We start from the raw sequence: 24,956 nt of genomic DNA on the forward strand, positions 1-24,956 counted from the left end.
CGGTTCGGTGTTCTCGGTGGCCTTCTCCCCCGACGGGCGGATCCTGGCCTCGGGGAGCGCGGACCGGACCGTCAAGCTGTGGGACGTGGGCCGGCGGGCGCTGCTCAGCTCCCTGACGGGGCACCAGGACTTCGTGAACGGGCTGGCGTTCAGCCCCGGCGGCGGCCTGCTCGCCTCCGGGAGCGACGATCTGACGGTGCGGCTGTGGGACGTGGCGGGCCGCTCGGTGCGCCGGGTGCTGCACGGGCACGCGGGCGCGGTGCGGAGCGTGTCGTTCAGCCCGGACGGCCTGCGGCTGGCGAGCAGCGCCAACGACGGCGCGGTCCGGCTGTGGCACGTGGGCTCGGGCCGGTCCGAGGCCCGGCTGTCCGGGCACACGGGGGCGGTGCGGGCCGTGGTGTTCGGGCCGGGCGGGCGGACCCTGGCCACCGGCGGGATCGACGGGACGGTACGCCTGTGGGACGCCGTGCGGCACCGGCCGGAGGCCGTGCTGCACGGGCACGGCGGGGCCGTGTGGGGCGTGGTCTTCCACCCGGCGGGGCAGCCGGTGAGCAGCGGGACCGACGGGCGGGTCCGGCTCTGGTCGGTGGGGGTGCGGGAGCGCACCGCCGCGATCTGCGCGCTGCTCGGCGCGGCGGGGCCGCCGGGGCGGGGCGGGCAGGAGGCCGGCGCCCGCTCCGTCTGCCCGGCCGGAGCGGGTGCCCGGTCGTGAGGGGTTCCGGGCCGTGACGGGCTCCCGGCCGTGCTGCGTTCCCCGTCCTGACGGGTTCCCGGTCCGGACGTGTTCCCGGTCCGGACGTGTTCCCAGTGGTGAGCCGGTGGATCCGCGGCCGGCCCGTCCCCGGCCGCAGTACGGCTCCGGCCTGCGCTGACGGTGTTTCATGCGGGCTCGGTCGGAGGGTTTCCCGGGGGGTTTCCCGTTTCCCGTCGCGATGGGCGACGCGTCGGCGCTCGACTCCGGGGGGCTGCGGGGCAGAACCTCGAAGGGCCGGACCGGCGGGAGTCCGCCGGTGTCGACCGGGACGGGGAACGGGGAGCGGGCATGGACGAAGCGCCGGGCGCAGCCAACGGATCGGAACAGGGGCCGGAGCGCGGATCGGAACACGGAGCGCCGACGCGGCCGGCGGCGCAGGGCCGGGCGGGAGCGGTACGGACCGCAGGCAGCCGCCGGCTGCGGCGGGGACGGGCCCCCTGGCGGGCGGTGCTCGCCGCGGCGGCCCTCCTGGCGGCGCCGGGCGGCGTGCAGGCTGCCGCCGCGACGGCTGCGGCACCGGCCCGCACGGGGGTCGGGCCGGCGCAGGGGGCCGCGGCCGCCGCGGACTGCGGGGTGCTCGCGCCGGGGGCCTCCGCCGCCGCGGAGGCGGCGGTACGGGCGGCCTGCGCGCAGATCGGGGTCTGGTACACCTGGGGCGGCGGCCACGGGCCCCAGCCGGGGCCCACGTACGGCCAGGTGGACCCGAGCGACCCCGCCAGCGAGCACGATCCGGAGCGGCTGGGCTTCGACTGCTCGGGGCTGGTGCGGTACGCGTACGCCCGGGCCCTGGGCGGGGACCCGCTGCCGGGCAACGCCCACCACCAGTTCCACTCGCCCCGCGCCACCGCCCGGTTCACCCCGGCGCAGGGCACCGGGCCGCTGCTGCCCGGCGACCTGCTGGCCTGGGGTTCCGGCACGGTGCACCACATCGCCGTGTACCTCGGGGCGGGGAAGATGGTCGAGGCCCGGCAGTCCGGCACCCGCATCACCGTCAGCGACGTACGGCTCGGCGGGGACTACGCCGGCGCGGTGCGGATCGGCGGGGCGGCCCAGCAGCCGGGCACGTTCAGCACCTGGGGCACGGACGTGTGGACCCACACCGAGCCCGCGACGGGCAGCCCGCGGGTGCACAAGTTCGCCGGCCCGACGACGGTGCGCATCCAGTGCCAGAAGCGCGCGGAGACCGTCACCGCCGAGGGCTACACCAACGACGCCTGGTCCTACCTGCCCGAGTACGGGGCGTGGATCACCAACATCTACATCAAGGGGCCGGCCTGGCTGGACGGCGTACCCACCTGCCCCTGACCGGCACCTGACACCACCTCACCACACAGCACAGCGACCTTCCAGGAGGAACCATGTCCGCACGCAAGACGATCGCCCTCGGCTTCGCCGCCCTGCTCACCGCCGGATTCGCCGCCGTCACGGCGCCCGCCTCGGCGGAGCCCGCCGCCGGCGCCGCCGCTGCCGCCGCCGAATGCGGGGTCCGCTCCGACGGCAGGCTGTGGTGCGGGAACCGCGTCGGGGCCAAGGGGTACGCCCACCGCTCGTACTCCTCGGGCGTGCGCGGGCCGCTGAACACCGGCTTCAGCTGGTTCCAGTGCTGGGGCCCGGGCGATATGCACGGCGGCGGCAACAACGTCTGGTACTGGACCAAGCTCGACAACGGCCAGTGGGGCAACGTCCCGGCCGTGGACGTCCACACGCCGGTGGACCCGGCGCCGGGCCTGCGCCAGTGCTGACCGTCCGCACCCCCTGACCCCGGGCCGCCTCCCTCCTCCACGGGGAGGCGGCCCGGAATGCGTGGTGCGCGGGCGGGGGCGGCTGTTAGCGTCCGTCCATGCGCGTTCTGGTGATCGGCGGTTCGGGGTACGTCGGCGGCCTGGTGCTGCCCGGTCTGGCGGCCCGCCACGAGGTGCGGGTGCTCGACCCCCGGCCGCCGGCCGCCGGTTCGGGCGCGCAGCACGTCCCCGGATCGGCCTCCGACCCGGCGGCCCTGGCGGACGCGCTCGGCGCTCCCGGTGCTCCCGGGGGCGTGGACGCGGTGGTGCACATGGCCATGGCGCACGCCGAGGGCGGCAGCGGCGAGGAGGCGGCCCGCGCCTTCGAGGTGAACCTGGCCTCCGTCCACCTGGCGCTGCGGGCGGCGCACGGGGCGAAGGTGCCCCACCTGGTGTTCGTGAGCAGCCTGTCGGTCTTCCGCGACCTGCCCGACCGCGAGCTCGACGAGTCGGTGCCCGCCGACGCCACCGACCTGTACGGGCTGACGAAGCGGCTGGCCGAGGAGGTCTGCCGCAGCGCGGTGGCGGAGTGGGGCGTGTCGGTGACGGTGCTGCGGCTGGCCTGGCCGACCACGGACGAGGCCTGGCCCGAGTGGGCGCTGCCCGGCACCGGGCCCGAGGCCCGGCAGTTGCGCGACGGCACGCTCATCCCCTCCCTCGCGGCCGGCGACCTGGTGCAGGCACTGCTCGCGGCGCTGGAGTACCGGCAGGGGTACGAGGTCTTCCACGTGGCCGGCGGTGACGCCGGCGGCCGCTGGAGCCTCGCCAAGTCCGGCGAACGGCTGGGGTGGCGGCCCTCCCGGAGCTGAGGCCCCCGGTACGCTGCGGAGCCGAGGCCGACCTCCGGCCGCGGAAAGGAACCGCCGTGACCCGCAGCGCACTTCTGGTCGGAGCCACCGGACTGGTGGGCGGTCAGCTGCTCGCCCGGCTGCTGAAGGACCCGCTCTACGACCGGGTGACGGTCCTGGCCCGCCGCCCGCTGCCCGCGGAGCACCCCCGGCTGGACGTGCGGATCGTGGACTTCGGGTCCCTCGGGGCCGCGGACGTGCCCGCCGTGGACGACGTGTACTGCGCGCTGGGGAGCACGATCCGCAAGGCCGGCTCCCAGGAGGAGTTCCGGCGGATCGACCAGCACTACGTGGTCGCGGTGGCCCGGCTCGCGCACGCGGCGGGGGCCCGGCGGTTCGCGGTGGTGTCCTCGGTCGGTGCGAAGCCCGGCTCACGGACCTTCTACCTCGGGGTCAAAGGCGATATGGAGGAGGAGGTGCGGGCGGTGGGCTACGAGCAGGTGGAGGTCTTCCGGCCGTCCTTCATCACCGGGCCCCGCGAGGAGCGGCGGGCCGCCGAGGCGATCGGCTTCGTGCTGACCGCGGTGGTGTCGCCGCTGCTGGCGGGACCGGCGCGGGTCTACAAGCCGGTCCCGGCGGGCCGGCTGGCCGCCGCGATGATCGCCTCGCTTGGCGCGGGGGCGCAGGAGGCGGAGCCTGCGCAGGGGGCCGCCGGAGCGGCCCCGGTGCGCACGTACGCGGACATCGTGCGCCTGACGGAACACGTCTGACCGGGCCGTACGACGGGCGGGCCGGGCGGGCCGGCATGCGCACCGGCAGGCCGGCCGCCGCCGCGTACGGGCGGGGCCGCGGCGGCGGCCGGCGGCGCGGGGTGCGGGGCCGCACGGCCGGGAGGCCGGGCCCCGCAGGCGTCGTCAGAAGGAGAAGGCGGCGTTGCCGTTGAGGGTCGCGGCCATCGTGCAGGCGTTGGAGAAGGTGTGCTTCCACGCCACGCGGCCGCCCTGCCAGACCCCGTCCACGGTGACGGTGACCGGGTCGTAGTGCATGGGGCAGGCGCGGTCCTCGTCCGGGGCGGACAGCAGGGCGTCGAGGGTGCCGCCGGTGGCGTTCAGGGCCGCACAGGCGGCCTCGGGGTCGGGGTGGGTGCCCTGGGCGCCGGGGGCGCAGCTGAGGGCGACCGCCCGCAGGACGGTGGCCTCGTCCTCGCCCGCGGCCACCGCGAGGACGACCGCGGAGGGGGCGTAGAGGCTCGCGGGCTTCGCCTCCGCTATTCCGGTGGCGCCTGCGAGGGCGAGGACGGCGGCGGCGGAGACGAGGGCGATGCGGTGACGCACGACAAACTCTCTTTCGTTTCGAAGGTGGATTGCGTTCAGCGGCTCTGGTTTCCTTGACCGAGCCGCCCCAACCATGCAGGTTCCGCAGTGCAGTTGCATGTTGATCGCCGATTTCCGGACGGGGTGTCCGTTAATCGGAGATCTTGGTGGTGTCCGCGCAGCTCAGCCGGGGGGCGGGGCGGCGACGGAGGGCCGGATGCAGCCGGAACGGGCGCCGCGGAGCGCCGTTCGACGGCCGCCGACCTGCCCCCGGCCGTACAGCGTTCACCGCGGATCCATGCACCTTGGCCGGATCGCGGTGCCTCTCGGGGGTCGGACGGTGACGTCCTGTCACGTGCGGTTCAGTTCCCGGCCGCCGCGCGGGCCGCAGGACTTCACCCCGCGGCCGGAGTCTTCAGCAGCGCGCAGCACCACCGCCCCCTGCCCCCGACCGCTGGAGCCTGCCGTGGATCCCCTCCACCCCGCCCGTACCGCCCGCCCCTTCCGCCCCACCGCCCTCGTGCTCGGCGCGGCCCTCGCCGTGCTCGCCGCCACGGCTCCGGCCCTGCCCGCCGCCGCGGCGCACGCCCCGCACGGTCCTCGACTCCCCTCCGTCACGCCGGTGTCGGAGACGGCCGCGCTGTTCGACGACGAGGAGGGCGGGAACTCCGACGCCGACGATCCGGCGATCTGGCGCAACCCCGCCGACCCGGCCCGCAGCCTGGTCGTGGCCACCGCCAAGGAGGGCGGACTGCGCGTGTACGACCTCGCGGCCCGCGAGGTCCAGTCGCTCGCCGCACCCGCGGGACCCGGACCGCAGGACGCACCCGGCCGCTTCAACAACGTCGACCTGGTGCACGGGATGCGCCTGGGCGGGGCCCGGGCGGACCTGGCCGTGGTGACCGACCGGGGCAACGACCGGCTGCGCTTCTACCGGATCGACCGCACCCGGCCGGGCGGCCCGCTGACCGACGTCACCTCCCCCTCGGCCGCACCGGTCTTCTCGGCGGACCAGGCCGAGGTCAACGAACAGCGCACCGCGTACGGCCTGGCCACGTACACCGACCGCGCGAGCGGCCGCGCGTACGCCCTGGTCAGCCGGCGGCACGAGACCGCCGTGGCCCTGCTGGAGCTGCTCCCGGCCCCGGGCGGCCGGGTCGGCTACCGGACGGTCCGCACCCTGGAGCTGCCCTCGTCGTTCCGGCTGCCGAACGGCGCGCAGTGGCGCCCCTGCGGAGAGCCCGGCGAGGGCCCGCAGATCGAGGGCATGGTCGTCGACCCGGCGACGGGCACCCTGTACGCGGGACAGGAGGACGTGGGCGTCTGGCGGGTCCGCGCCGACCTGCGCTCGCGCCCGGTGCTGGTCGACCGGGTCCGCGAGTACGGCGTGCCCGCCGTCTACGACGAGGAGACCGAGGAGTGCGCGCCCGGCGCCGACCCCGGTTTCGGCGGCCGCCGGCTGACGGCCGACGTGGAGGGCCTGACGCTGATCGACGGGGGCCGGGACGGGGGCCGCCTGCTGGTCTCCAGCCAGGGCGACGACACCTTCGCGCTGTACGGCCGCGGGCCCGCGGCGGCCCACCAGTACCGGGGCGGCCTGCGGATCTCGGGCCGCTCCGAGGACCTCGACGGCTCGGAGGAGTGCGACGGGGCCGCGGCGCTGAACCTGCCGATGGGCCCGCGCTTCCCGCGGGGGCTGCTCGTGGTCCAGGACGGGCACGACGCGCCGGAGGACGGCGGGCGCACGGCGACCAACTTCAAGTTCGTGGACCTGGGCGCCGTACTGGACGCGGTGCGGGACTGACAGGGACGGGCCGGGCCGGCCGGGCCGCCCGGCAGCAGCCGCGGCCGTAGCGCCGGGGCCCGCCGCCCGCCCCCGAGGGGGTGGGCGGCGGGCCCCGGTCCGGTGCCGCGGTCCTGCTGCGGGTCAGCCCCGGCAGTACTTCACCTTCGAGAGGTTCTTGACGTAGCGGGCCGCGACCCAGCGCTCGGAGCGGTCGCGGGAGTCGGCGGCGCTCGGCGAGCCGTCGAGGTCCTCGGAGCCCTGCTCGACGCCGTTCGGGGCGCCGTTGCCGCCGCGCTCCTTGAGGAGGTACCAGAGCTTGTTGCCGCCGACCTTCTCGCCGTTCTCCTTGCAGACGATGGCGAGCTTCTCGTGCGGGTGCACCCTGCCCACGGAGCGGGCGCGGGTGGTGGGCTTGCTGCGCACGTTCAGCGGGCCGTGCGAGACGACGACGCCGACGGAGTAGCGGTCGTAGCCGCTGCCGTTCTCCTCGACGCCGTTCTGCTCGTCGCGCGGCCCGTCCTGCTGCGAGGGCCTCTGCGGCCTGGGGCCCTCGTCCGCCACGGCGGTCGCCACCCCGGTCAGGCCGAGCACCAGACTGCCGGTGACGAGAGCGAGGATGGTCCTGGTGGGCTTCAGCACGAGCCGGCTCCTCTACGCAGACATCCGTCCGGCCGCGACGTGCGGCACGGGCGGCAGCCAGTCGGCTGCCAGGGACGACTATCGCGAAAGCAGACTCCGAAACACGGGTGGCGCACCACCGTTTAGCCCGAAATGCCCAATCTGCGCCCCGGGCCCCGTACGACGGGTGACACACGGCCCCTCCCGTCACAATGGGTCCATGGACGGCCGCTACGGAGAGCGGGTCTTCCCTCCCGGGGCCCGCGGCGAGGACGAGCGCATCGACCTCGGGGCGCTCGCGTACGACGACACGAGCATGGCCCGGCTGCGGCAGCTCGGCGCGGGACCGGGCCTGCGCTGCCTGGAGGTGGGCGCGGGTACGGGCACGGTGGCGCGGCGGCTGCTGGCGGAGGCCGGGGTGGACTCGGTCCTCGCGGTGGACCGGGACGTGCGCTTCCTGGCCGCGCACCCCGTGCCGGGGCTGACGCCGCTGGAGGCGGACGTCACGGCGGAGGGGTTCTCCCCCGGGGTGTTCGACCTCGTACACGCCCGCTTCGTGCTCATGCACCTGCCCGATCCGCAGCGGACGGTCTCCCGGCTCGCCGGGCTGCTGGCCCCGGGCGGGGTGCTGGTGGTCAGCGACGCGGTGGACCTGACCAGCGCCTCCGCGGCCCCGACCCCGTACACGCGCGCCCTGCGGGCGATGTGGGAGGGACTCCGGGCGGGCATCGGCACCGACGTCGCACAGGTGCCGCAGCGGCCGGAGCAGCTGCGGGCGGCGGGGCTGGAGGGCGTGGCGGCCGAGATCCACGTGCCGCCGCTGCTGCCCGGGAGCCCGATCAGCCGGTTCTGGGCGGACACCTGGGAGCGGGCCCGCTCCTCGATGACGGCGACGGGGCTGGTCGACGACGCGGACGTCGACGAGGCCGTCCGCCTGCTGGGCTCCCCGCTGTACACCGGGATCTCGCCGGGGATGCTCACGGCCTGGGGCCGCCGTCCCGGGGCGCCGGGCGCATAGACCGGCTCCTGCCGGATCCCGGCGGCCCCTGAGGGGACCGCGTGTTCGCCCGGTCCCGCCCCGCGTGTTCTCTCGGCGGCGCGCACCCCGGTGCGCGACCATACGGACGCCGACGCGGGCCCGCCACCAGCGTCGTTCGTGCGGGAACCCCCCGCCGGCCGGCCGCCTCTTTCGCGCGCTCGCGCCGGCACGGCGTCGAGAGAAATCGTCAGCAGGTGGAGACACCGCGACAGGAAGAAGGACCGGCGTGTCCGGAAGCGAGAGCGAGAACCCGGCAATCCCCTCCCCCACCCCCGAGACGGCTCGCCCCCTGACGAACCGCGACTGGTGGCCGGAGCAACTGGACCTCCAGGTCCTGAACCGGCAGTCGCCCCAGTCCGATCCGATGGGCGGGGACTTCGACTACCGGAAGGCGTTCGCGTCCCTGGACGTCGAGGCGCTCAAGCAGGACGTCATGGCCCTCATGACGGACTCGCAGGACTGGTGGCCGGCGGACTACGGCCACTACGGGCCGCTGTTCATCCGGATGAGCTGGCACTCCGCGGGCACCTACCGCATCGCCGACGGGCGCGGCGGCGGCGGCAGCGGCGCGCAGCGCTTCGCCCCGCTCAACAGCTGGCCGGACAACGCGAGCCTCGACAAGGCGCGCCGCCTGCTGTGGCCGGTCAAGCAGAAGTACGGCAGCGCGGTCTCCTGGGCCGACCTGCTGGTCTTCGCCGGGAACTGCGCGATGGAGTCGATGGGCTTCGAGACCTTCGGCTTCGGTTTCGGGCGCGAGGACATCTGGGAGCCCGAGGAGATCTACTGGGGCCCCGAGGACACCTGGCTCGGTGACGAGCGCTACCGCGGGGACCGGGAGCTGTCCGGGCCGCTGGGCGCCGTGCAGATGGGCCTGATCTACGTGAACCCGGAGGGCCCGAACGGCAACCCGGACCCGCTGGCCGCCGCCCGCGACATCCGCGAGACCTTCGGGCGGATGGCGATGGACGACGAGGAGACCGTCGCCCTCATCGCGGGCGGGCACACCTTCGGCAAGTGCCACGGCGCGGTCGACCCGCAGTACATCGGGCCGGAGCCCGAGGGCTGCCCGATCGAGCAGCAGGGCCTGGGCTGGCGCAACTCGTACGGGACGGGGGTGGGCGCCGACGCGCTCACCAGCGGGCTGGAGGGGGCCTGGACCACCGAGCCGACCCGCTGGGACAACGGCTACCTCGACAACCTCTTCGGCTACGAGTGGGAGCTGACGCGGAGCCCGGCCGGGGCGCAGCAGTGGACCCCCGTGGACCCCGCCGCCCGGGACACGGTGCCCGACGCGCACGACCCGTCGAAGCGGCACGCGCCGATGATGCTGACCACCGACCTGTCCCTGCGGATGGACCCGGTGTACGCGCCGATCGCCAAGCGCTTCCACGAGAACCCGGCGGAGCTGGCCCGGGCCTTCGCCAAGGCCTGGTACAAGCTGCTGCACCGCGACATGGGGCCGCTGAGCCGCTACCTCGGGCCGTGGATCCCCGAGGCGCAGCTGTGGCAGGACCCGGTCCCGGCGGCCTCGGGGCCGCTGGTCGGGGAGGCGGAGATCGCCGACCTCAAGGCGCGGGTGCTGGCCTCGGGGCTGTCCGTGGCGCAGCTCGCGGCCACCGCGTGGGCGTCGGCGGCGAGCTTCCGCAGCACCGACAAGCGGGGCGGGGCCAACGGGGCCAGGATCCGGCTGGCACCGCAGAAGGACTGGGAGTCGAACGCGACCCCGGAGGTCGCCGGGACGGTGGCGGCGCTGGAGCGGCTGCGCGGGGAGTTCAACGGTGCGGGCGGGGCACAGGTCTCGCTCGCCGACCTGATCGTGCTGGGCGGCTGCGCGGCCGTGGAGCAGGCCGCGCGCAACGCCGGGCACGAGGTGGCGGTGCCGTTCGCTCCGGGCCGCACGGACGCCTCGCAGGAGCAGACCGACGCGGAGTCCTTCGCGGTGCTGGAGCCGCGGGCCGACGGCTTCCGCAACTACCTGCGGGCGGGCGAGAAGCTGTCGCCGGAGACGCTGCTGCTGGACCGCGCGTACATGCTCGGCCTGACGGCGCCCGAGATGACGGTGCTGACCGGCGGGATGCGGGCCCTCGGCACCGGCTTCGGCGGTTCGGCGCACGGGGTGTTCACCGACCGTCCCGAGGCGCTGACCACGGACTTCTTCGTGAACCTGCTCGACATGGGCACGGAGTGGAAGGCCTCGGAGTCCGCCGAGAACGTGTTCGAGGGCCGGGACCGGACCACGGGCAAGACCCGCTGGACGGCGACGGCGGTGGACCTCGTCTTCGGCTCGCACGCACAGCTGCGCGCACTGGCGGAGGTCTACGCCTCCGCGGACGCGGGCGGGAAGTTCGTACGGGACTTCGTGGCGGCGTGGGACAAGGTCATGAACCTGGACCGGTTCGACCTGGCGTGAGCGGGCGGCCCGTGTGACCCGGCCGCCGGGTCACACGGGCGCGTCGTCGGCGTCGCTGCTGCCGTTCGTGACGTTCGTATCGTTCGTGTCGTCGCGGTCGCCGGTCCCGGTCGCGCCGTGCACCCCCTCGGCGGCCTGGCGGCGCAGGCAGGAGGCCGCGACCAGCAGCGGCCACACGGACTGGAGGAAGGTCACCACGCGCTCCGCGGCCCCGTCCGGCCCCTCCCGGTGCATCGCGAAGAGGAACCACAGGGCCCCGGCCGCCATCAGCGCGCTCACCGTGCACGCGGGTACGGCCCGCAGCCCCCAGGGAGCCGTGCGCGGGTCCGCGCCGCGGTGGACGGCCAGGACCGGCCACAGGGCCAGCAGGGTGAAACCGGCGGTGACGGCCGCCCCGTGCGGAAGCGAGCCCCCGCTCTGCGGGGCCGGCAGCAGGGCCACCGCCACGGACGCCAGACCGCCGCCGGCCAGCGCCAGGCGGCCCGCGGGAGCGGCCGCCCGCAGCCCCCAGGCGCTCAGCAGGTGGCAGGCACCGAGGGCGAGGAAGGCCGCGGTCATCACCTCGAAGCCCGCGGCCCCGTAGGACCCCAGGGCGCTGATCGTCTCCGTCGCCGGGTCGTATGCGGGCCCCTCCAGGAGGCCGGCGGCCGCCCAGCCCCCGGCCAGCACGGCGGGGGCGCACCCCGAGGGGATCAGGGCCCACGCCGGTACGGGTCGCATCCGGCCACCGTAGGCGCCGAACCGTTTCACCGCCCGCGCCCGCACCGGAGCACCGCGCCGGTGTCAGCCAGTCGGTTGACGGGGACGAGCCTGAGCGCGTGCCCGGCACCGCAGGGAGTTACCGTCTCAGGATGAGTCCCGACACCGCAGCCGCGGCAGCGGCCTGCCCGGAATGCTCCCGGCTGCGCCGGAGCATGGAACCGGCCCCCGCCGCCGAAGCCACCGCCCCGCGCGGTCTGACCGGCCCGCTGACGAGGCTGGCGCGCCACGTGGCCAACCGCCACCTGGAGCTCCTGCCCGGCTGGGTCCAGGGCTGCGCCCGCTGCGAGGAGCTGAGCGGGGAGCTGAGACAGGCCGCGGACCGGGGGCTGCTGGGGGCCGGGGCCGCGCAGGTGGGCGCCGAGCACCGGGCCCTGCACCTGCTGGGGGCCGCGGAGCCGCGGTTCCCCTGACGCGGGGGCGGATGCCGGGGGTTGTGGTGCGGGCGGCGCCCTGCGCGGCCCGCGCGGTTACCGGTACGGGCGGTCCCGCCGGGGTACCGGTAGGGGTGCGGCCGCCGGACCCGGCGGCCGGCGCGGTGGAAGGGCGGTGGGCGGTGGGGGCCTCGGCGGGCCGGGCGGATCCGGCCGTACTGGTGGTCGTCGGGGCCGGGCCCCGCGGTACGGGGGTGCTGGAGCGGATCTCCGCGAACCTGCCCGCGCTGTGGCCGGCCGGCCGCGCACTGCACGTCCACGTCGTGGACCCGTACCCCGCCGGCGCGGGGCGGATCTGGCACCGGGACCAGCCGTCCCTGCTGGTCATGAACACCCGGGCCGCGGACGTCACGCTGTTCCCCGACGCCTCCTGCGCGCTGGCGGGCCCGGTCCGGCCGGGGCCGACCCTGGCCGAGTGGGCCGCCCGCACCCCCGGGTACGGGGAGCTCGGCCCCCGCGACTTCGCCCCGCGCCGCGTGCTCGGCGCCTACCTGGAGTGGGTGTTCGCCGAGGCCGCCGCCCGCCTGCCGCAGGAGGTCCGGCTGACGGTGCACCGGACCCGGGCCACCGCACTGGACGAGGCGCGCGGCGGATCCGGGCGCCAGCGCGTGCGGCTGGCCGGACGGGCGGAGCCGGTCGAGGCGGACCTCGTCGTCCTGGCCCAGGGCCACCTCGGGGCGCGGCCGGACCCGGGGCAGCGGGCGCACGGCCGCTTCGCGCGCCGGCACGGGCGGGTGCACCTGCCGCCGCGGCACCCGGCGGCCGCGGACCTGGCGGCGCTGCGCCCCGGGGAGCACGTGGTCGTACGCGGTCTGGGCCTGTCGTTCGTGGACGTGGCGGCCCTGCTGACCGAGGGGCGCGGCGGGGAGTTCCGGCCGGACCCCCGGGGCGCGGGCGGTGCCGGGGGCGGGCTGCGGTACGTGCCCTCGGGGCGGGAGCCGGTGCTGTTCGCCGGGTCCCGGCGCGGGGTGCCGTACCGCCCGAAGCCCGGCTACGGCCTCCAGGGGCCGCGCCCGCCGCTGCCCCGGTACTTCGACCCGGCCGCGCTGGTCCGCGCCGCGGCGGTGCGCGGCCGGCCGCTGGACCTGTGGCGGGAGGTGTGGCCGCTGATCGCGAAGGAGATCGGGTTCGGCTACTACCACGAGCTGTTCCACGCCCGGCCGGAGCGCACCGCCCTGCCCTGGCGGGCCTTCCTGTCGGCGTACGGGCCGCCGGCCTGGTACTCCGCGGACCGGGAGGAGCTGGTGGCCGCGGCGGTGCCCGACCCCGGGGACCGGCTGGACCTCGCGGCCCTGGACCGGCCGCTGGCCGGGCTGGAGCTGCCGGACCCCGCCGCGCTCCAGGAGCGGATGCGCGGCTACCTGTCCGAGGGGCTGGACCGGGCCTGCGACCCGCGGCACAGCGCCCAGCTCGGCGCGGTCGCGGCGGTGCGGGCGGTGCACGACCGGCTGCCCTCGCTGGTGGCGGCCGGGGCACTGGCGCCGCACTCCCTGGCGGAGGGCTTCGACGTGCGCTGGCAGGGCTTCCACAGCTTCCTCGCCTCGGGGCCGCCGGCCTTCCGGGTGCGGCAGCTGCTGGCGCTCTCGCGGGCCGGGGTGCTGCGGTTCCTGGGCGCGGGCACGCAGGTGGGGACGGATGCGCAGACGGGCGCGTTCACGGCTTCGAGCGCCACCCTCCCGGGGCACACCGTCCGCGCCACCGCGCTGGTGGAGGCCCGGCTGCCCGGGGCGACCGTCTCCCGTACGGACGACCCCCTGCTCGCGGGGCTGTACCGGCGGGGCGCGGTGGCGGAGGAGGACCTCGGCGGCGGGTACCGGTCGGGCCTGCTGGCCGTGGCCGCCGCGGGCGGGCGGGTGGTCGACCCGGGCCTCGGCGGCCCCCACCCGCGCCGGATCGCGCTGGGCGCGCCGACCTCGGCGCGGTCCGTGGCGGGCTTCCCGCGGCCGGGCGGGAACGCCCCGTTCTTCCGCGAGAACGACGACGTGGCGCGCACGGTGCTGGAGCGGCTGCGCGAGGGGGCGGGGGGCTGAAGGACGGGACCCGGACCGGGCGTACGGGCGTGCCGCGGCTCAGGCCTCCAGGGCGACCGGGCCCGCGGTGACCGGTTCGGCGTTGCGCCGGGTCTTGGACCAGCCGGTGCGGCCGCGCAGGATCCGTACGAAGGCGCGGGCCGACACGGGGAAGAGGTGGTAGGCGTACAGCCACAGGCCGAGGCCCCACAGCAGGGCCCTGGCGCGGGAGGCCTCCGGGGCGAAGTCCCGCCGGTAGACCGGGCCCCACAGCAGGAAGGGCAGGACGGACAGCACCGCGAGGCCCAGGGCCAGGGGCCACCAGGCGAGGGCTCCGGCGAAGCCGTTCAGGGCGAGGACCGCGAGCAGGACGGCGGACAGGGCCAGCGAGAAGAGGTGGGCCAGCGGCTGGCCGAAGGTGTACAGGGTCTCCGCGACCCCGCCTCCGGTGTAGTGGCGCGAGGAGAGGATGCGCGGGGCGTAGCGCGCGCACTGCAGGTTGCCCTGGGCCCAGCGGGTGCGCTGGGTGAGCAGGCGGCGGGCGTGCGGCAGTCCCTCCTGGGAGACCCAGGTGTCGGCGATGTGGCTGGTGCGGTCGCCGGTGAGGATGATGTGCAGGCCCAGTTCGTAGTCCTCCAGGAGTGCGCCCTCGCGCCAGGGGCTGCGCTCGGCCTCGGCGATCCGGTCGAGGGAGGACAGGCGGGTGAACTGGCCGTTTCCGCCGAGGCCGACCGAGCCGGTACGGGCCCGCAGCAGCTGCATCCCGGCGTTGGAGACGGCGAACTCCATGTCCTGGGCGCGCACCAGCATCCGCGCGAGGGCGTTGGCGGTGCGGCCGCGGTCGGGCAGCGGGCGCGGGTCGTCCACATTGCGCATCCGTACGCTGACCTGCACTCCCCCGGTCCGGGGGTCGCCGAAGCCCTGGGGGCCGCTGACCAGGGCGGTGGCGGCGGGGTCGAGCCGGCCGTCGGCGTCCACGACGCACACGACCACCCGGTCGCGGTCGGCTCCGGGGCCGAGCAGCTCACCGAGTTCGCGGTACGCGGCGTTGAGCGCGGCGCCCTTGCCGGTACGGGCCTCGGGCCGGACCCGGCTGACCAGGTGCACCCGTACGTCGTCCTCGGCGAGCGCGGCGACGATCGCGCCGGTGGCGTCGTCGCTGGCGTCGTCGACCACCCACACGTGGGCGTGGGGGAAGTCGGTGCGCAGCCGGGAGACGGTGGTGGCGACCACGGCCTCCTCGTCGCGGCAGGGGACGAAGAAGTGCCAGTCGAAGGCGGCGGGGTCGCCGGGCTCGGTGGCGGGGCGGTTGCGGTAGGCGTGGCGGGAGCCGGCGGCGTAGGCGAGGAAGGCGGCGAGGAGGAGGAAGGGGAAGAGGAGCAGCAGGAGGTGGTCGGTGTGCGGCACGGGGCGGGTCCTCAGGCGGCGACGGGGCGGGGGGCGGCGACAGGGGTGCGGGCCGATGCGCGGATGCGGGCCTGACCGGGGGCGGGGGCCGCGTCGGGCATCGGGGCCGCGTCGGGCGTGCGGGCCTGACCGGGGGTGCGGGCCAGGAGGTCGGCGATGCGGCGGGAGGCGAGGCCGTCGCCGAAGGGGCTGGGCAGGGCGGCGAGCCGGTCGCGCAGGGCGGCGCCCTGCGCGAGGCGCTCGCGGGCGGCGGCCCCGAGCTCCGGGCCGGGCCGCACGAGGGCGGCGAAGTCCGCCAGGGCCTCGGGGCGCTCGGTGGAGTTGCGGACCACGACCAGCGGGCGGCCCAGGACGGTGGCCTCCTCCTGGATCCCGCCGGAGTCGGACACCAGCAGGGCCGCGTGCCGGGCCAGCCCCAGGAACTCCCCGTAGCCGAGGGGCGCGGTGACGTGCAGCGCGCCGAGCTCGGCGGACAGGCCCGCGGCCTCGGTCCGGGCCCGGGTGCGCGGGTGCAGGGGCAGGACCACGGGCAGGGTCCGGGCCAGGGCCGCCAGTTCACCGAGCACGGCGCGCAGGGCGGCCGGGTCGTCGGTGTTCTCGGGCCGGTGCACGGTGGCCAGGACGTACCCGTCGGGGCGGACGCCGAGCGGGGCGCGCTGGGCCGCACGGTCCTGAGGGGCGGGCAGGTGGGCGCGGACGGCCTCGACCACGGTGTTGCCGGTGAGGCGGATGCGCTCGGCGGGCAGGCCCTCGGCGAGGAGGTTCTCCCGGTTCCCGGGGGTGGCCGCGCACAGCACGTCGGCGAGGCGGTCGATCAGGACCCGGTTGTGCTCCTCCGGCATGGCCCGGTCGTGGCTGCGCAGCCCGGCCTCCACGTGGACGAGCGGCAGGTCGCGGGCGTTGGCGGCGAGGGCGCCGGCCAGGGCGGCGTTGGTGTCCCCCTGGACGACGACCGCGCGGGGCCGCTCGCGGGTGAAGAGGGCGTCGAGCTGGGCGAGGGCCGCCGAGATCTGCACGGCGCGCGGCTGCCTGCCGATGCCGGTGAGGTAGACGGGCTCGGGGATGCCCAGTTCGGCGAGGAAGCGGCCGGACATGTCCTCGTCGTAGTGCTGTCCGGTGTGCACGATCCGCGCGGCGGGGCCGAGCAGCCGGCTCAGCTCGGTCAGCTTCACCAGTTCGGGACGGGTCCCGAGGACGAGGGCGATGCTGCGCGGGGGCAGGGCGGTCATGCGGGGGCTCCTTGCGGGCGGCTGCGGACGGCGCGCGTCCGGCTGGGGGCTGCTGCCGGGCCGGACGCGGGAAGGGGACATCCGGGAGCGTGCCGGGCGAGGGTTGCGGCGCGCCGGGGAGGACGGTTGCCGGACGGTTGCGATCTCCGAAGGGGGGCGGAACGGGACGTTCGGCCCGTGCCGGACGGGGGTCTTTGGTCCCGGCCGCGGGCGGTCCTTCGGCCCGGGGCCGCCGGTAGCGGTGCCGCCGCAGGAGTGCGGCCGGGGCCGGGATGCCGGGACCGGGGGTCAGGCGCCCGGGTCGCGCTCGTCGCCCTGGTAGCGGTAGCCGAGGCCGCGGACCGCCTCGATGGGGTCCTCGGCCAGCCGGCCGGCGGCCTGCTGGAGTTTGCGCCGCACCCGCAGGACGGCGAACTTGACCCGGTCCCGGCCGACGCCGGCCGGGTCGTCCCACACCTGGACGAGGAGCTGCTCCGTGGTGACGACCCGGCCGCGGTGGCGCACCAGGGTCTGGATCAGCCGGTACTCGATATCGCTCAGCCGGATCTCCGCGCCGTGCCAGAGCACGGCCCGGCGCTCGGGGACCAGGTGCAGGGCGGAGTCCTGGCGCTCTCCGGCCCAGCCCGCGGGCCCGGCCCGGCGCAGCAGGGCCTCGATCCGGGCGAGCAGCTCCTCCTGCCCGAAGGGTTTGGGCAGGTAGTCGTCGGCTCCGGCGCGCAGTCCGCGCACCCGGTCGGCCTCGGCGCCGCGGGCGGTGAGCAGCAGGACGGGGAGGTCGGTGAGGTCGCGGGTGCGCTCCAGGACCTGCCAGCCGTCGAGCTGCGGCAGGCCGATGTCGAGGAGCATGAGGTCGGGCCGGTCGGCGAACAGGCGGCGCAGGGCCTCCCGGCCGTCGGGGGCGTGCAGGACCTCGTACCCGGCGCGGCCGAGGAGGGCGCGCAGGGCGGTGGCGAGGTCGGCGTCGTCCTCGACGACCAGGATGCGGGTCACGGGGCGGCGGGCCCGGGGGCGGGATCCGTACCGGTGCCGGGATCCGTGCCGGGACCGGACAGGGGCAGCCGTACGGTGAACACGGCTCCCCCGCCGGGTCCGGGGGCGTCCGCGACGGTGAGGTCGCCGCCGTGGCGGCGGACGATGTCGCGGCTGAGGGCCAGGCCGAGGCCGGTGCCGGCGAATCCGCCGCTCTCGGCGTTGGGGGCGCGCACGAAGCCGGAGAAGACCTCCTCGCGGTAGTCCTCGGGCACGCCGATGCCGGTGTCGGCCACGTCCACGGTCCAGTGGTCCCCGGACACGGCCGAGGTGACGGTGACGGTGCCGCCGGGCGGGGTGAACTTGGCGGCGTTCTCGAGCAGGTTGGCGAGGACGTGCTCCAGGCGGAGGGCGTCGCCGTGGAGGGGCGGGCCGGGCGCGGCGTCGAGGACGACGAAGACCCCGGCGGCCTGCGCGGCGGAGATCCGGTCGAGGACGGCGTGCAGGAGCATCCGCGGTACGTCGACCGGGCCGAATTCCAGGGCCAGTTGGGGGGCGCGCATGACGGCGGTCTCCATCAGGGTGGCGATCACGCGCTCCATGCGGCGGGCGTTGCGGTGGACGGCGTCGAGGAACTCCCGCTGCTCCGCGGAGAGGGGGCCGGAGACCGGGTCGGCGAGGAGCTCGCAGAAGCTGATGACGGAGGCGAGGGGGGTGCGCAGGCTGTGGGAGGCGTGGGCGAGGAACTCGTTGCGCTGGCGGGCCAGTTCGGCGAGGGTGCGGTTGTCCCGTTCGAGGGCGTGCTCGCGGAGCTTGTCCTCGGTGACGTCCTCGGCGGTCCACAGGGAGCCGAGGAGGTTGCGGTCGGCGTCGTAGAGGGGTTCCACGTCGCGGCGGATGGTCCGGCCGTCCGCGAGGGCGATCTCGGCGGTGCGGTGGACGCGGCGGGCGGCGATGGCGTGCGCGGTGTCGACCACCCAGTCGGGGCGTTCGGCGAAGACGGCGCAGACCGCCTCGACCACGGGGCCCAGGGGGGAGCCGGGGCTGTAGGCGACGCCCGCCGCGTCGAGGCCGAACATCTCGGTGAAGCGGCGGTTGACGGCGATCACCTGCTCGTCCCCGCCCTGGACGATGGCGGCGCGCGGCAGGGCCTCGAGGACGGCCTGCACCTGGGCGGGGGCGGTGTGCACGCGCCCACCGTACGCGGGGGCGGGGGCCGCTGCCGTGAGGACGTGCGCCGGACGGGGACCGGGCCGGTTGCGGGGCCGGGCAGGGTGCAGGGGCCGGCCGGGTGCAGGGGACCGCGGGGCGTGGGACGCTACTGCTAGGGCCTGCTGCGTCGCCTTCCGGGGGACCGGACGGACAGGAGGCACCCCATGACGCACCACGAGAGCACCCACCCGCACGAGGACGCCGCGTTCTTCGAGGCGGTCCGGGCGGTCTTCGAGCAGTATCCCGAGGCCCAGGGCAAGTACGCCGTGTCCGCCCTGGTGCTGGAGCAGCGGCTCGGCATCGACTTCGACCGGCAGGTCGGGCTGTCCCGGATCGACGGGGACCGGATCGTCACCGAGTTCGTGGAGCGGCACGACACGCCCGAACCGCCCGGCTCGGCGACCCGGGGGTTCCGCCTGTGCGTGGAACGGGACTGGACGGGGCGGTGCATCCGCTGGATCGAGGCCCCGGTCTGAGCCCCGCCCCAGTCGCCGTCGCCGTCGCGGCCCTCAGAGCGGGAACGCCGCCGGCTCGCCGACCGGGTGGCCCATGGCGCGGGCGCAGGCGGCCAGCGCCTCGAAGTCGACGCCTGCGCCCAGCGCGGCCGCCGCGGCGCGCGTCAGCGGCTCGCCGGCCAGGACGGCGCGGACGGCCTCGGGGTCTACCGGCCGCTCGAAGCAGGCGGAGGCGTAGTCGGCGTAGGCCTGCGCGCTGCCGTCGGCGAGGAGCCCGAACAGCCGGTCGGCGCCGTCGGGATCGGCGCCGGCTCCGCTGTCTCCGGGAGCGAACGCGACCGGTCCGCACTGCCAGGCGGCGGCCCCCGCCTCGCGCCACGCGCACACCGTCGCGTCGAAGAACCCCTCGAAGAGGAGCTCCGGCGCCCGGGCGTAGCGCGCGAGCGGGGCGGGCAGCCCGTCGAGGAGGCCCGGCCAGTGCGCGCGGGGCTCCTCCCGCCAGGGCGTGGCCGGGCACTCGTGGTCGAAGCCGTAGAGGAAGACGCCCGCCGGGTCGAAGACGATGCCGTACTGGTCGCCCGAGCCGTTGTCCATCGAGGCCAGGTCGACGCCGGGCCGCCAGTCGGCGGTGTAGGCGTGCTGCGGGTACGAACCGCCCATCGCGGAGTCGAGCAGGGCGAAGGCCCGGCAGCGGGCGGCGAGGGCCTCGGGGCCGGGCAGGCGGGACAGCAGGTCGTGCACGGTCATGACGCCATTGAACAGGCCGCCTCTGACAGCACCCCGCCCGCGGTACCCGCGGCCGGCAGGACGAGGGGCCGGGGGCGCGTGGGCGGGGACGGTCCGGGCGTGGGGGATGATCGGCGGGTACGGGCGCGAGGGGCGCGCCGGGAAGAGGGCGGTGGGGCAGGACATGGAGGGCTTGTACACGCTGCGGAACGCCGCGAACGGGCTGGTGCTGGCCGCCGAGGGCGGGCGGTCCGGCAGCGGGACCCGGGTGCGGGTCGTGCCCGACCCGGGTGCGCAGGGGGCCGCGGGTGCGGTGCCGGTGTGGCGGATCGTGCCCGTGCACGCGGGGGCCGGGATGTACCACGTGGTCCACCCGGACAGCGGCAGGCGGCTCGATGTCGCGGGCGCGTCCACGGAGAGCGGGGCCCGGGTGCAGCTGTGGGCGGCGAACGGGTACGGGGCCCAGGAGTGGCTGGTCGAGGAACACGTGGACGAGCCGGGCGTGGTCACGTTGATCGCCTGCATCAGCGGGCTGCCGCTGGACGTGGACGAGGAGGGCAGGGCCCGGCAGTGGGAGGAGACCGACTCCCCGACCCAGGGCTGGCGCCTCGAACTCCGCGGCCCGGGAGAGTCGTAGGCCGGGCCTACGACCGTCCCCCCCAATCGCCCCGTCCTACGCCGTACTTCCTAGACCTCGTCCCAGTCCCAGGTGTCGAAGTAGGCCGGGACTCCCGTACGGCGGGCCTGCATGACGGCCTCCAGGCGGGCGTGGTCCCGCGGGGGCATCAGCGGGCGCCAGTCGGCGACGGACAGGGCGCGCACCTCGTCGTGCTCGGCCGGGTCCAGGACGACGGCGGCCAGCTGCGCGGAATCGAGACGGCCTCCGTCGAAGACGTAACCGGCCGTGCTGAGCGGCCAGTTGCGGCCGGGGAGCCCGAAGACGGCGGCGAGCAGCCGGGGCGGGCCGGGGACGCGGAGGCCGGTCTCCTCCCGGCATTCGCGGACGGCCGTCTCCCAGGGCCGCTCGCCGGGGTCGGCCGTTCCGCCGGGCCACTGCCAGGGGTGCGCCCCGGTGTAGGTGGCGCGCAGCTGTACCGGGCGGTCCTCCTCGTCGGTGAAGAACACCGCCCCGAAGACGGTGGCCTTGGGGAGCCCGGCGGCGTACTCGTGCGGCGGCAGCCAGCCGGGCTGCCGCTGCGGCGGCGCAGCGGGACGGGGCCCGGGACGGGTGACGGAACGGGCGGCGGAGTCTTCGGCGGCCATGGGCGGTCCTCCGGGGTCGGGCGGCGGGGCGGCCGCCCGGCACCGGCGGCGGCCGGTACTCCTGGATACCCGAGGCGCCCCGCCGGGCCCCGGCTGCGGGCCGCGGGGGCGCGTGCAGAATCGCTCCTGTGTCACCCGGTCGGCGTGCGCGCCCCGGGGCGGGGCGGCGGGCCGCGGGGGTCCGTACCGGCGGTTCGGGCCGTGCGTACGGCGGTTCGTACGGGCCGGGTCCGTCCGCGGCGGCTACTGCGGGCGGCGGGCCGGGACCGGACCCAGGGCGGGCCAGAGGGCCGTCATGCGGGCGCGGAGCTGCGCGGCCAGCGGGCTGAGGGGGCCGAGCCTGGGGTGGCCCGCGGTGAGACCGTGGACCACGTCCAGCCGGTGCAGCAGGCGCTGCCGGGCCGTGGCCGTACCCCACTCCCAATCCTCGGCGGGGATGCGGGCGAGGTGGTCCGTGGCCCCGCGGTGCGCGCGCGGGACCAGGGCGTCGCCGCGGATCAGCCAGCCCGCGCAGGCATCGGCGAGGTCCCCCTCGGCGGGGGTGCCGGTCTCCGCGAGCCAGGTGCGGTGGTAGGCGGCCTCGGCACGCTGGAGGAGCGCGGCGGACGAGGAGGTGACGCACCAGCAGGTCGGGAATCCGATGCGGAGGTAGGCCAGTTCCGTCAGCCCGTTGCCGAGCGCGGCCTGTTCGAGGTCCACGAACCGGATCCCGGTGTCGGTGTGCAGGTCGTTGCCGGGGCAGGGGTCGCCGTGGAGGAGGGCGTGGCCCGGGGCGGCGGCGAGCCGCTCGACCAGTGCGCCGAGCGCGGGGCGTACGGCGGGGGCCGCGCGGACGCCGAGGGCTTCGGCGAGTGCGAGGAAGGAGTCGGTGTCGCAGGGGCCGGGGCCCTGCCAGCGGGGCAGGGCGCCCGCGTCCTGCGGGCCGGTCGCGGCGTGGAGGCGGGCCAGGGCGGCCGCGTAGCCGACGGTCCAGCCGGGGCGCGGGGGCCGGTGGGCGTGGTGCTCCAGGACGAGGACGCGCGCGGCCGGGTCGGCGTCGAGCAGCGCGGGTACGACGGGGCTCCCGGCCCGGCCGGCCAGCCGCAGGGCGGTCAGCTCGCGGGCGTAGCGCTCGTCGGCGTCCGGGCCCGGGACGGCCTGCTTCACCACGGCCCGGGTGCCGTCGAGCCGTACGTCCCAGACGTGTGAACGGGGGCTGCTGGCGAGCGGGCGGGCGTCGGCGGGGGTGCCGAGCCGCGCGCGCAGCCCTCTGCCGAACGCCGAGTCCAGATCCGTGTCCACGCCCGTGTGCCGCCCTTCGGTGCCGGTTCCGGTGCGCGGCCGCCCCCGGTCCCGGGGCTCCGCCGGGCCATCGTGCCCGGGCGGCGCGGCGGTGCGGTAGGGGTTTTCCGGCGGACGGCTACCGGGGCGGGGTGAGGGCCGCGGCGGCGGCGAAGAGGCGGGCGCAGCGGGCGGTCATCTGCGCGGCGGACTGCTCGGGGTGCTTGACCCACCAGCGGACCAGGGTGGCGACGAGGTCGCGCCACACGTACTTGAGGGCGTCGGCGTCGAGGGGGTCGGCGGAGCCCGCGGTGCGCAGCAGGGCCGCGGTGCCGTCGGCCGCGAGGGCGTCGACGGCGGACCAGTACGCGGCGGCGCGGCGGGCGGCCTCACCGCCGGGGGGCAGGGAGGTGTCGTACAGGACGAACCAGGCCTCGCGGCCCCCTTCGAGGGCTTCGAGGGCGGTGAACACGGCGTGCAGGACCCGCAGGGGCGTGGAGCCGAGGAGGTCCGCACCGTCCGGCACTCCCCCGGCGCCCGCGGAGGCTGCGGTGCCCCCGGAGGCTGCGGTGCCTGCCGGGGCGGCGCCGCCCGCGGCCGCGTCCCCCCCGCCTCCCGGACCGCCGCCCGTGGTGCCGTGCCCGCCGCCGCCCGCCGGTCCGTGCTCCGGGCCCGCCGTCCCGCCGGGCCCGTCCATGGCCGTGCGGATCGCCTCCAGGAGGCGGTCGCCCACCGGGGTGAGGCAGGCGAGGTAGAGGTCCTCCTTCGTGCCGAAGTACTGGTGGAGGAGGGTCTTGGTGACCCCGACCCGGGCGGCGATCGCGGCGAGGGAGGCGGCGGCGTAGCCGTGGCTGCCGTACTCGGCGGTGGCGGCCGCGAGGATCTGCTCCTGGCGGTGCCGGCGGGGGACTCCCTTGGTGCCGGCCCGTGTCGGTGGGGTTGCCATGCGCGGATATTATCAGTAGGTAATTTACCCCTGGGTAAATTCACTGCGCGCACTCTTGGAGTCGTCATGGCAGGCACGTCCGCACGCCCTCCCGCACCCGCACAGCCCCCCTCGCGCGTCCGCTCCTGGTGGGGCTGGGGCTGGGAGGACGCCCACCCCGGTGCGGCCGAGTGCACCGCGATGGGCGCCCTCCTCCCCGGTACGCTCCCCCGCCCGCGCCCCGTCCCCGGAGTGGCCGACCTGGGCATCGGCGCGCCCGCCCTCCTCCCGCCGCCGAGCCTGGCGCACCTGGTGCGCACCGATCCGCAGGACCGGGCGGCGCACGCGATGGGCAAGGCGTACCGGGACGTGGTCCGGGCCCTGCACGGCCGCCCCGGCCGGATCCCCGACCTGGTGGCCCGGCCCGGGGACGACCGGGACGTGGCCGCGCTGCTGGAGTGGGCCGGGGAGCGGGGGGTCGCCGTGGTGCCGTACGGCGGCGGCTCCTCGGTGACCGGCGGGGTCGAGTACCGGGGGGACGCGCACCGGGCCGTGCTCTCGCTGGACCTGACGGACATGGGCCGGGTGCTGGAGGTCGACGGGCACGGCCGGGCGGCCCGGATCCAGGCCGGCGCCTTCGGTCCGGGGCTGGAGGCGCAGCTGCGCCCCTCCGGCCTGACGCTGCGCCATTTCCCGCAGAGCTTCGAGTTCTCGACGCTGGGCGGCTGGATCGCGACCCGGGCGGGCGGCCACTACGCGACCGGCCGGACGCGGATCGACGAGTTCGTGCAGTCGCTGCGGGTGGTCTCCCCGGCGGGGACCGGCGAGTCCTGGCGGCTGCCCGGTTCGGGGGCCGGGCCGTCCCCGGACCGGCTGTTCCTCGGCTCCGAGGGGGCGCTGGGCGTGGTGACCGAGGCCTGGGTCCGCCTGCAGGCGCGGCCGGTGCACAAGGAGTCCGCGGCGGTGCGGTTCGCGGACTTCGGGGATGCGCTGGAGGCCGTACGGCTCATCGCGCAGTCCGATCTGCAGCCGGCCAACTGCCGTCTGCTGGACGCCGGGGAGGCCGCGCTCGCCGGGGCGGCGGCGGACGGCAGCGCCGTGCTCGTCCTCGGTTTCGAGTCGGCGGACGCCCCGGTCGCGGACCGGCTGGCGCGGGCGGTCGACCTGGCCCGGTCCTGCCGCGGGACCGCGGGCGACGGAAACGGTGCCGGTGGCGGGTCAGGCGGCGCGGAGCCGGGGGACGCGGCCGTGGGGGCCTGGCGTGCTGCGTTCCTGCGGATGCCGTACCTGCGCGACGGGCTGGTGCGGATGGGGGCGGTGGCCGAGACCTTCGAGACCGCGGCCACCTGGGACCGGATCCCCGCACTGATCGCAGCGGTGCGCCGGGAGGTCGGCGAAGCCGCCCGCAAGGCCACCGGCCACCCGGCCCTCGTCAACTGCCGCCTCACGCACGCCTATCCGGACGGCGCGGCCCCGTACTTCACCGTGCTCGCAGCGGGCCGGCCGGACGACGGGCTCGCGGTGTGGGACGAGCTCAAGGCCGTCGCGGGCGAGGTGCTGCACCGGCACCGGGCCACCATCACCCACCACCACGCGGTCGGCCGCGACCACCGCCCCGGCTACGACGCCCAGCGGCCGGAGCCCTTCGCCCTGGCCCTGCGGGCGGCGAAGGCGGCGCTGGACCCGCACGGGATCCTCAACCCCGGCGTGCTCGTGGACTGACGGGCCGGGCGGGGGGCGGAGAGGAGGAGGTGGGGGGGCGGCGGGGAGGCGTACACACTCCTTGCCGCTTACAACTTATAGCGCGGTGGGGGCCTTG

Annotated in this window: 24 protein-coding genes; 13 read left to right on the forward strand and 11 right to left on the reverse strand. The window is 76.7% G+C overall.

Annotated elements, in window-relative coordinates; genetic code table 11:
- From ACZ7JZ_RS22230 to ACZ7JZ_RS22250, 5 genes are all read left to right on the forward strand, one after another.
- A partial coding sequence (locus tag ACZ7JZ_RS22230; RefSeq protein ID WP_470941785.1) for a WD40 repeat domain-containing protein occupies positions 1 to 712 on the forward strand: 712 nt, incomplete at its 5' end.
- A 330-nt stretch (positions 713 to 1,042) separates the two neighbouring features.
- Entirely contained in the window at positions 1,043 to 2,059 is a 1,017-nt protein-coding gene (locus ACZ7JZ_RS22235) for a C40 family peptidase (protein ID WP_470941787.1), read from the forward strand.
- Between the two features lie 53 nt (positions 2,060 to 2,112).
- Positions 2,113 to 2,496 (forward strand): hypothetical protein, encoded by a 384-nt coding sequence (locus tag ACZ7JZ_RS22240; RefSeq protein WP_470941789.1) that lies wholly within the window; start codon positions 2,113 to 2,115, stop codon positions 2,494 to 2,496.
- A gap of 98 nt (positions 2,497 to 2,594) precedes the next feature.
- The gene (locus ACZ7JZ_RS22245; protein WP_470941792.1) at positions 2,595 to 3,344 is read left to right on the forward strand and encodes an NAD-dependent epimerase/dehydratase family protein; all 750 of its coding nucleotides are present in this window, start codon (positions 2,595 to 2,597) and stop codon (positions 3,342 to 3,344) included.
- Between the two features lie 56 nt (positions 3,345 to 3,400).
- A complete protein-coding gene (locus ACZ7JZ_RS22250; protein WP_470941794.1) occupies positions 3,401 to 4,093 on the forward strand; it encodes an NAD(P)H-binding protein in 693 nt (230 codons plus the stop codon).
- 144 nt (positions 4,094 to 4,237) lie between these two features.
- Here ACZ7JZ_RS22250 and ACZ7JZ_RS22255 read toward each other — a convergent pair whose 3' ends face one another.
- A complete protein-coding gene (locus ACZ7JZ_RS22255) occupies positions 4,238 to 4,657 on the reverse strand; it encodes a subtilase-type protease inhibitor (RefSeq protein ID WP_470941797.1) in 420 nt (139 codons plus the stop codon).
- A gap of 445 nt (positions 4,658 to 5,102) precedes the next feature.
- Here ACZ7JZ_RS22255 and ACZ7JZ_RS22260 point away from each other — a divergent pair, with 445 nt between their 5' ends.
- Positions 5,103 to 6,440, forward strand: coding sequence for a phytase (locus ACZ7JZ_RS22260; protein WP_470941799.1), 1,338 nt, complete (start codon positions 5,103 to 5,105; stop codon positions 6,438 to 6,440).
- A gap of 123 nt (positions 6,441 to 6,563) precedes the next feature.
- Here the strand turns inward: ACZ7JZ_RS22260 and ACZ7JZ_RS22265 are convergent, their stop codons facing one another.
- A complete protein-coding gene (locus tag ACZ7JZ_RS22265; protein ID WP_470941801.1) occupies positions 6,564 to 7,061 on the reverse strand; it encodes an SH3 domain-containing protein in 498 nt (165 codons plus the stop codon).
- Between the two features lie 199 nt (positions 7,062 to 7,260).
- Between ACZ7JZ_RS22265 and ACZ7JZ_RS22270 the strand changes: the two genes are divergently transcribed.
- Complete coding sequence (locus ACZ7JZ_RS22270) at positions 7,261 to 8,058, forward strand: class I SAM-dependent methyltransferase (protein WP_470941803.1); 798 nt, start codon at positions 7,261 to 7,263, stop codon at positions 8,056 to 8,058.
- A 247-nt stretch (positions 8,059 to 8,305) separates the two neighbouring features.
- Entirely contained in the window at positions 8,306 to 10,489 is a 2,184-nt protein-coding gene (katG, locus tag ACZ7JZ_RS22275) for a catalase/peroxidase HPI (RefSeq protein ID WP_470941806.1), read from the forward strand.
- A gap of 30 nt (positions 10,490 to 10,519) precedes the next feature.
- On the opposite strand, the gene ACZ7JZ_RS22280 is transcribed toward katG, so the two are convergent.
- Positions 10,520 to 11,209 carry a DUF998 domain-containing protein gene (locus ACZ7JZ_RS22280; protein ID WP_470941809.1) on the reverse strand — a complete coding sequence of 230 codons (690 nt, stop codon included), beginning with the start codon at positions 11,207 to 11,209 and terminating at the stop codon, positions 10,520 to 10,522.
- Positions 11,210 to 11,340: 131 nt separating this feature from the next.
- Here ACZ7JZ_RS22280 and ACZ7JZ_RS22285 point away from each other — a divergent pair, with 131 nt between their 5' ends.
- Together ACZ7JZ_RS22285 and ACZ7JZ_RS22290 are read left to right on the forward strand one after the other, a co-directional pair.
- Positions 11,341 to 11,661, forward strand: coding sequence for a hypothetical protein (locus ACZ7JZ_RS22285; RefSeq protein ID WP_470941811.1), 321 nt, complete (start codon positions 11,341 to 11,343; stop codon positions 11,659 to 11,661).
- A gap of 143 nt (positions 11,662 to 11,804) precedes the next feature.
- Positions 11,805 to 13,712: an FAD/NAD(P)-binding protein gene (locus ACZ7JZ_RS22290; RefSeq protein ID WP_470941813.1), complete on the forward strand. Its 1,908-nt coding sequence runs from the start codon at positions 11,805 to 11,807 to the stop codon at positions 13,710 to 13,712.
- A 39-nt stretch (positions 13,713 to 13,751) separates the two neighbouring features.
- On the opposite strand, the gene ACZ7JZ_RS22295 is transcribed toward ACZ7JZ_RS22290, so the two are convergent.
- From ACZ7JZ_RS22295 to ACZ7JZ_RS22310, 4 genes are all read right to left on the reverse strand, one after another.
- Positions 13,752 to 15,098 (reverse strand): glycosyltransferase, encoded by a 1,347-nt coding sequence (locus tag ACZ7JZ_RS22295; RefSeq protein WP_470941816.1) that lies wholly within the window; start codon positions 15,096 to 15,098, stop codon positions 13,752 to 13,754.
- Between the two features lie 11 nt (positions 15,099 to 15,109).
- The gene (gene wecB, locus ACZ7JZ_RS22300) at positions 15,110 to 16,327 is read right to left on the reverse strand and encodes a non-hydrolyzing UDP-N-acetylglucosamine 2-epimerase (RefSeq protein WP_470941819.1); all 1,218 of its coding nucleotides are present in this window, start codon (positions 16,325 to 16,327) and stop codon (positions 15,110 to 15,112) included.
- A 288-nt stretch (positions 16,328 to 16,615) separates the two neighbouring features.
- Positions 16,616 to 17,317: a response regulator transcription factor gene (locus ACZ7JZ_RS22305; protein ID WP_470941822.1), complete on the reverse strand. Its 702-nt coding sequence runs from the start codon at positions 17,315 to 17,317 to the stop codon at positions 16,616 to 16,618.
- The gene (locus ACZ7JZ_RS22310; protein WP_470941825.1) at positions 17,314 to 18,486 is read right to left on the reverse strand and encodes a PAS domain-containing sensor histidine kinase; all 1,173 of its coding nucleotides are present in this window, start codon (positions 18,484 to 18,486) and stop codon (positions 17,314 to 17,316) included. Before ACZ7JZ_RS22310 ends, ACZ7JZ_RS22305 begins: the two co-directional genes overlap by 4 nt.
- Positions 18,487 to 18,672: 186 nt before the next feature.
- Here ACZ7JZ_RS22310 and ACZ7JZ_RS22315 point away from each other — a divergent pair, with 186 nt between their 5' ends.
- Entirely contained in the window at positions 18,673 to 18,984 is a 312-nt protein-coding gene (locus ACZ7JZ_RS22315) for a hypothetical protein (protein ID WP_470941828.1), read from the forward strand.
- Between the two features lie 33 nt (positions 18,985 to 19,017).
- Here the strand turns inward: ACZ7JZ_RS22315 and ACZ7JZ_RS22320 are convergent, their stop codons facing one another.
- Positions 19,018 to 19,710, reverse strand: a complete 693-nt coding sequence (locus ACZ7JZ_RS22320; protein WP_470941831.1) for a hypothetical protein — start codon at positions 19,708 to 19,710, stop codon at positions 19,018 to 19,020.
- A gap of 151 nt (positions 19,711 to 19,861) precedes the next feature.
- Between ACZ7JZ_RS22320 and ACZ7JZ_RS22325 the strand changes: the two genes are divergently transcribed.
- A complete protein-coding gene (locus ACZ7JZ_RS22325) occupies positions 19,862 to 20,326 on the forward strand; it encodes an RICIN domain-containing protein (protein WP_470941833.1) in 465 nt (154 codons plus the stop codon).
- A gap of 50 nt (positions 20,327 to 20,376) precedes the next feature.
- On the opposite strand, the gene ACZ7JZ_RS22330 is transcribed toward ACZ7JZ_RS22325, so the two are convergent.
- From ACZ7JZ_RS22330 to ACZ7JZ_RS22340, 3 genes are all read right to left on the reverse strand, one after another.
- Positions 20,377 to 20,952: an NUDIX domain-containing protein gene (locus ACZ7JZ_RS22330; RefSeq protein WP_470941835.1), complete on the reverse strand. Its 576-nt coding sequence runs from the start codon at positions 20,950 to 20,952 to the stop codon at positions 20,377 to 20,379.
- Positions 20,953 to 21,195: 243 nt separating this feature from the next.
- Complete coding sequence (locus ACZ7JZ_RS22335; protein WP_470941838.1) at positions 21,196 to 22,233, reverse strand: phosphotransferase; 1,038 nt, start codon at positions 22,231 to 22,233, stop codon at positions 21,196 to 21,198.
- A gap of 118 nt (positions 22,234 to 22,351) precedes the next feature.
- Positions 22,352 to 23,158 carry a TetR/AcrR family transcriptional regulator gene (locus ACZ7JZ_RS22340; RefSeq protein ID WP_470941841.1) on the reverse strand — a complete coding sequence of 269 codons (807 nt, stop codon included), beginning with the start codon at positions 23,156 to 23,158 and terminating at the stop codon, positions 22,352 to 22,354.
- 66 nt (positions 23,159 to 23,224) lie between these two features.
- Here ACZ7JZ_RS22340 and ACZ7JZ_RS22345 point away from each other — a divergent pair, with 66 nt between their 5' ends.
- Entirely contained in the window at positions 23,225 to 24,859 is a 1,635-nt protein-coding gene (locus tag ACZ7JZ_RS22345) for an FAD-binding oxidoreductase (protein WP_470941844.1), read from the forward strand.
- The last annotated feature ends 97 nt before the right edge of the window (positions 24,860 to 24,956 follow it).

This window comes from Streptomyces sp. NPDC038213 (assembly GCF_055600495.1).

Coding starts and splice junctions, on each gene's coding strand:
- ACZ7JZ_RS22235 (WP_470941787.1), top strand. CDS start 1,043: ATGGACGAAGCGCCGGGCGCAGCCAACGGATCGGAACAGGGGCCGGAG.
- ACZ7JZ_RS22240 (WP_470941789.1), top strand. CDS start 2,113: ATGTCCGCACGCAAGACGATCGCCCTCGGCTTCGCCGCCCTGCTCACC.
- ACZ7JZ_RS22245 (WP_470941792.1), top strand. CDS start 2,595: ATGCGCGTTCTGGTGATCGGCGGTTCGGGGTACGTCGGCGGCCTGGTG.
- ACZ7JZ_RS22270 (WP_470941803.1), top strand. CDS start 7,261: ATGGACGGCCGCTACGGAGAGCGGGTCTTCCCTCCCGGGGCCCGCGGC.
- ACZ7JZ_RS22280 (WP_470941809.1), bottom strand. CDS start 11,209: ATGCGACCCGTACCGGCGTGGGCCCTGATCCCCTCGGGGTGCGCCCCC.
- ACZ7JZ_RS22285 (WP_470941811.1), top strand. CDS start 11,341: ATGAGTCCCGACACCGCAGCCGCGGCAGCGGCCTGCCCGGAATGCTCC.
- wecB (WP_470941819.1), bottom strand. CDS start 16,327: ATGACCGCCCTGCCCCCGCGCAGCATCGCCCTCGTCCTCGGGACCCGT.
- ACZ7JZ_RS22315 (WP_470941828.1), top strand. CDS start 18,673: ATGACGCACCACGAGAGCACCCACCCGCACGAGGACGCCGCGTTCTTC.
- ACZ7JZ_RS22320 (WP_470941831.1), bottom strand. CDS start 19,710: ATGACCGTGCACGACCTGCTGTCCCGCCTGCCCGGCCCCGAGGCCCTC.
- ACZ7JZ_RS22330 (WP_470941835.1), bottom strand. CDS start 20,952: ATGGCCGCCGAAGACTCCGCCGCCCGTTCCGTCACCCGTCCCGGGCCC.
- ACZ7JZ_RS22340 (WP_470941841.1), bottom strand. CDS start 23,158: ATGGCAACCCCACCGACACGGGCCGGCACCAAGGGAGTCCCCCGCCGG.
- ACZ7JZ_RS22345 (WP_470941844.1), top strand. CDS start 23,225: ATGGCAGGCACGTCCGCACGCCCTCCCGCACCCGCACAGCCCCCCTCG.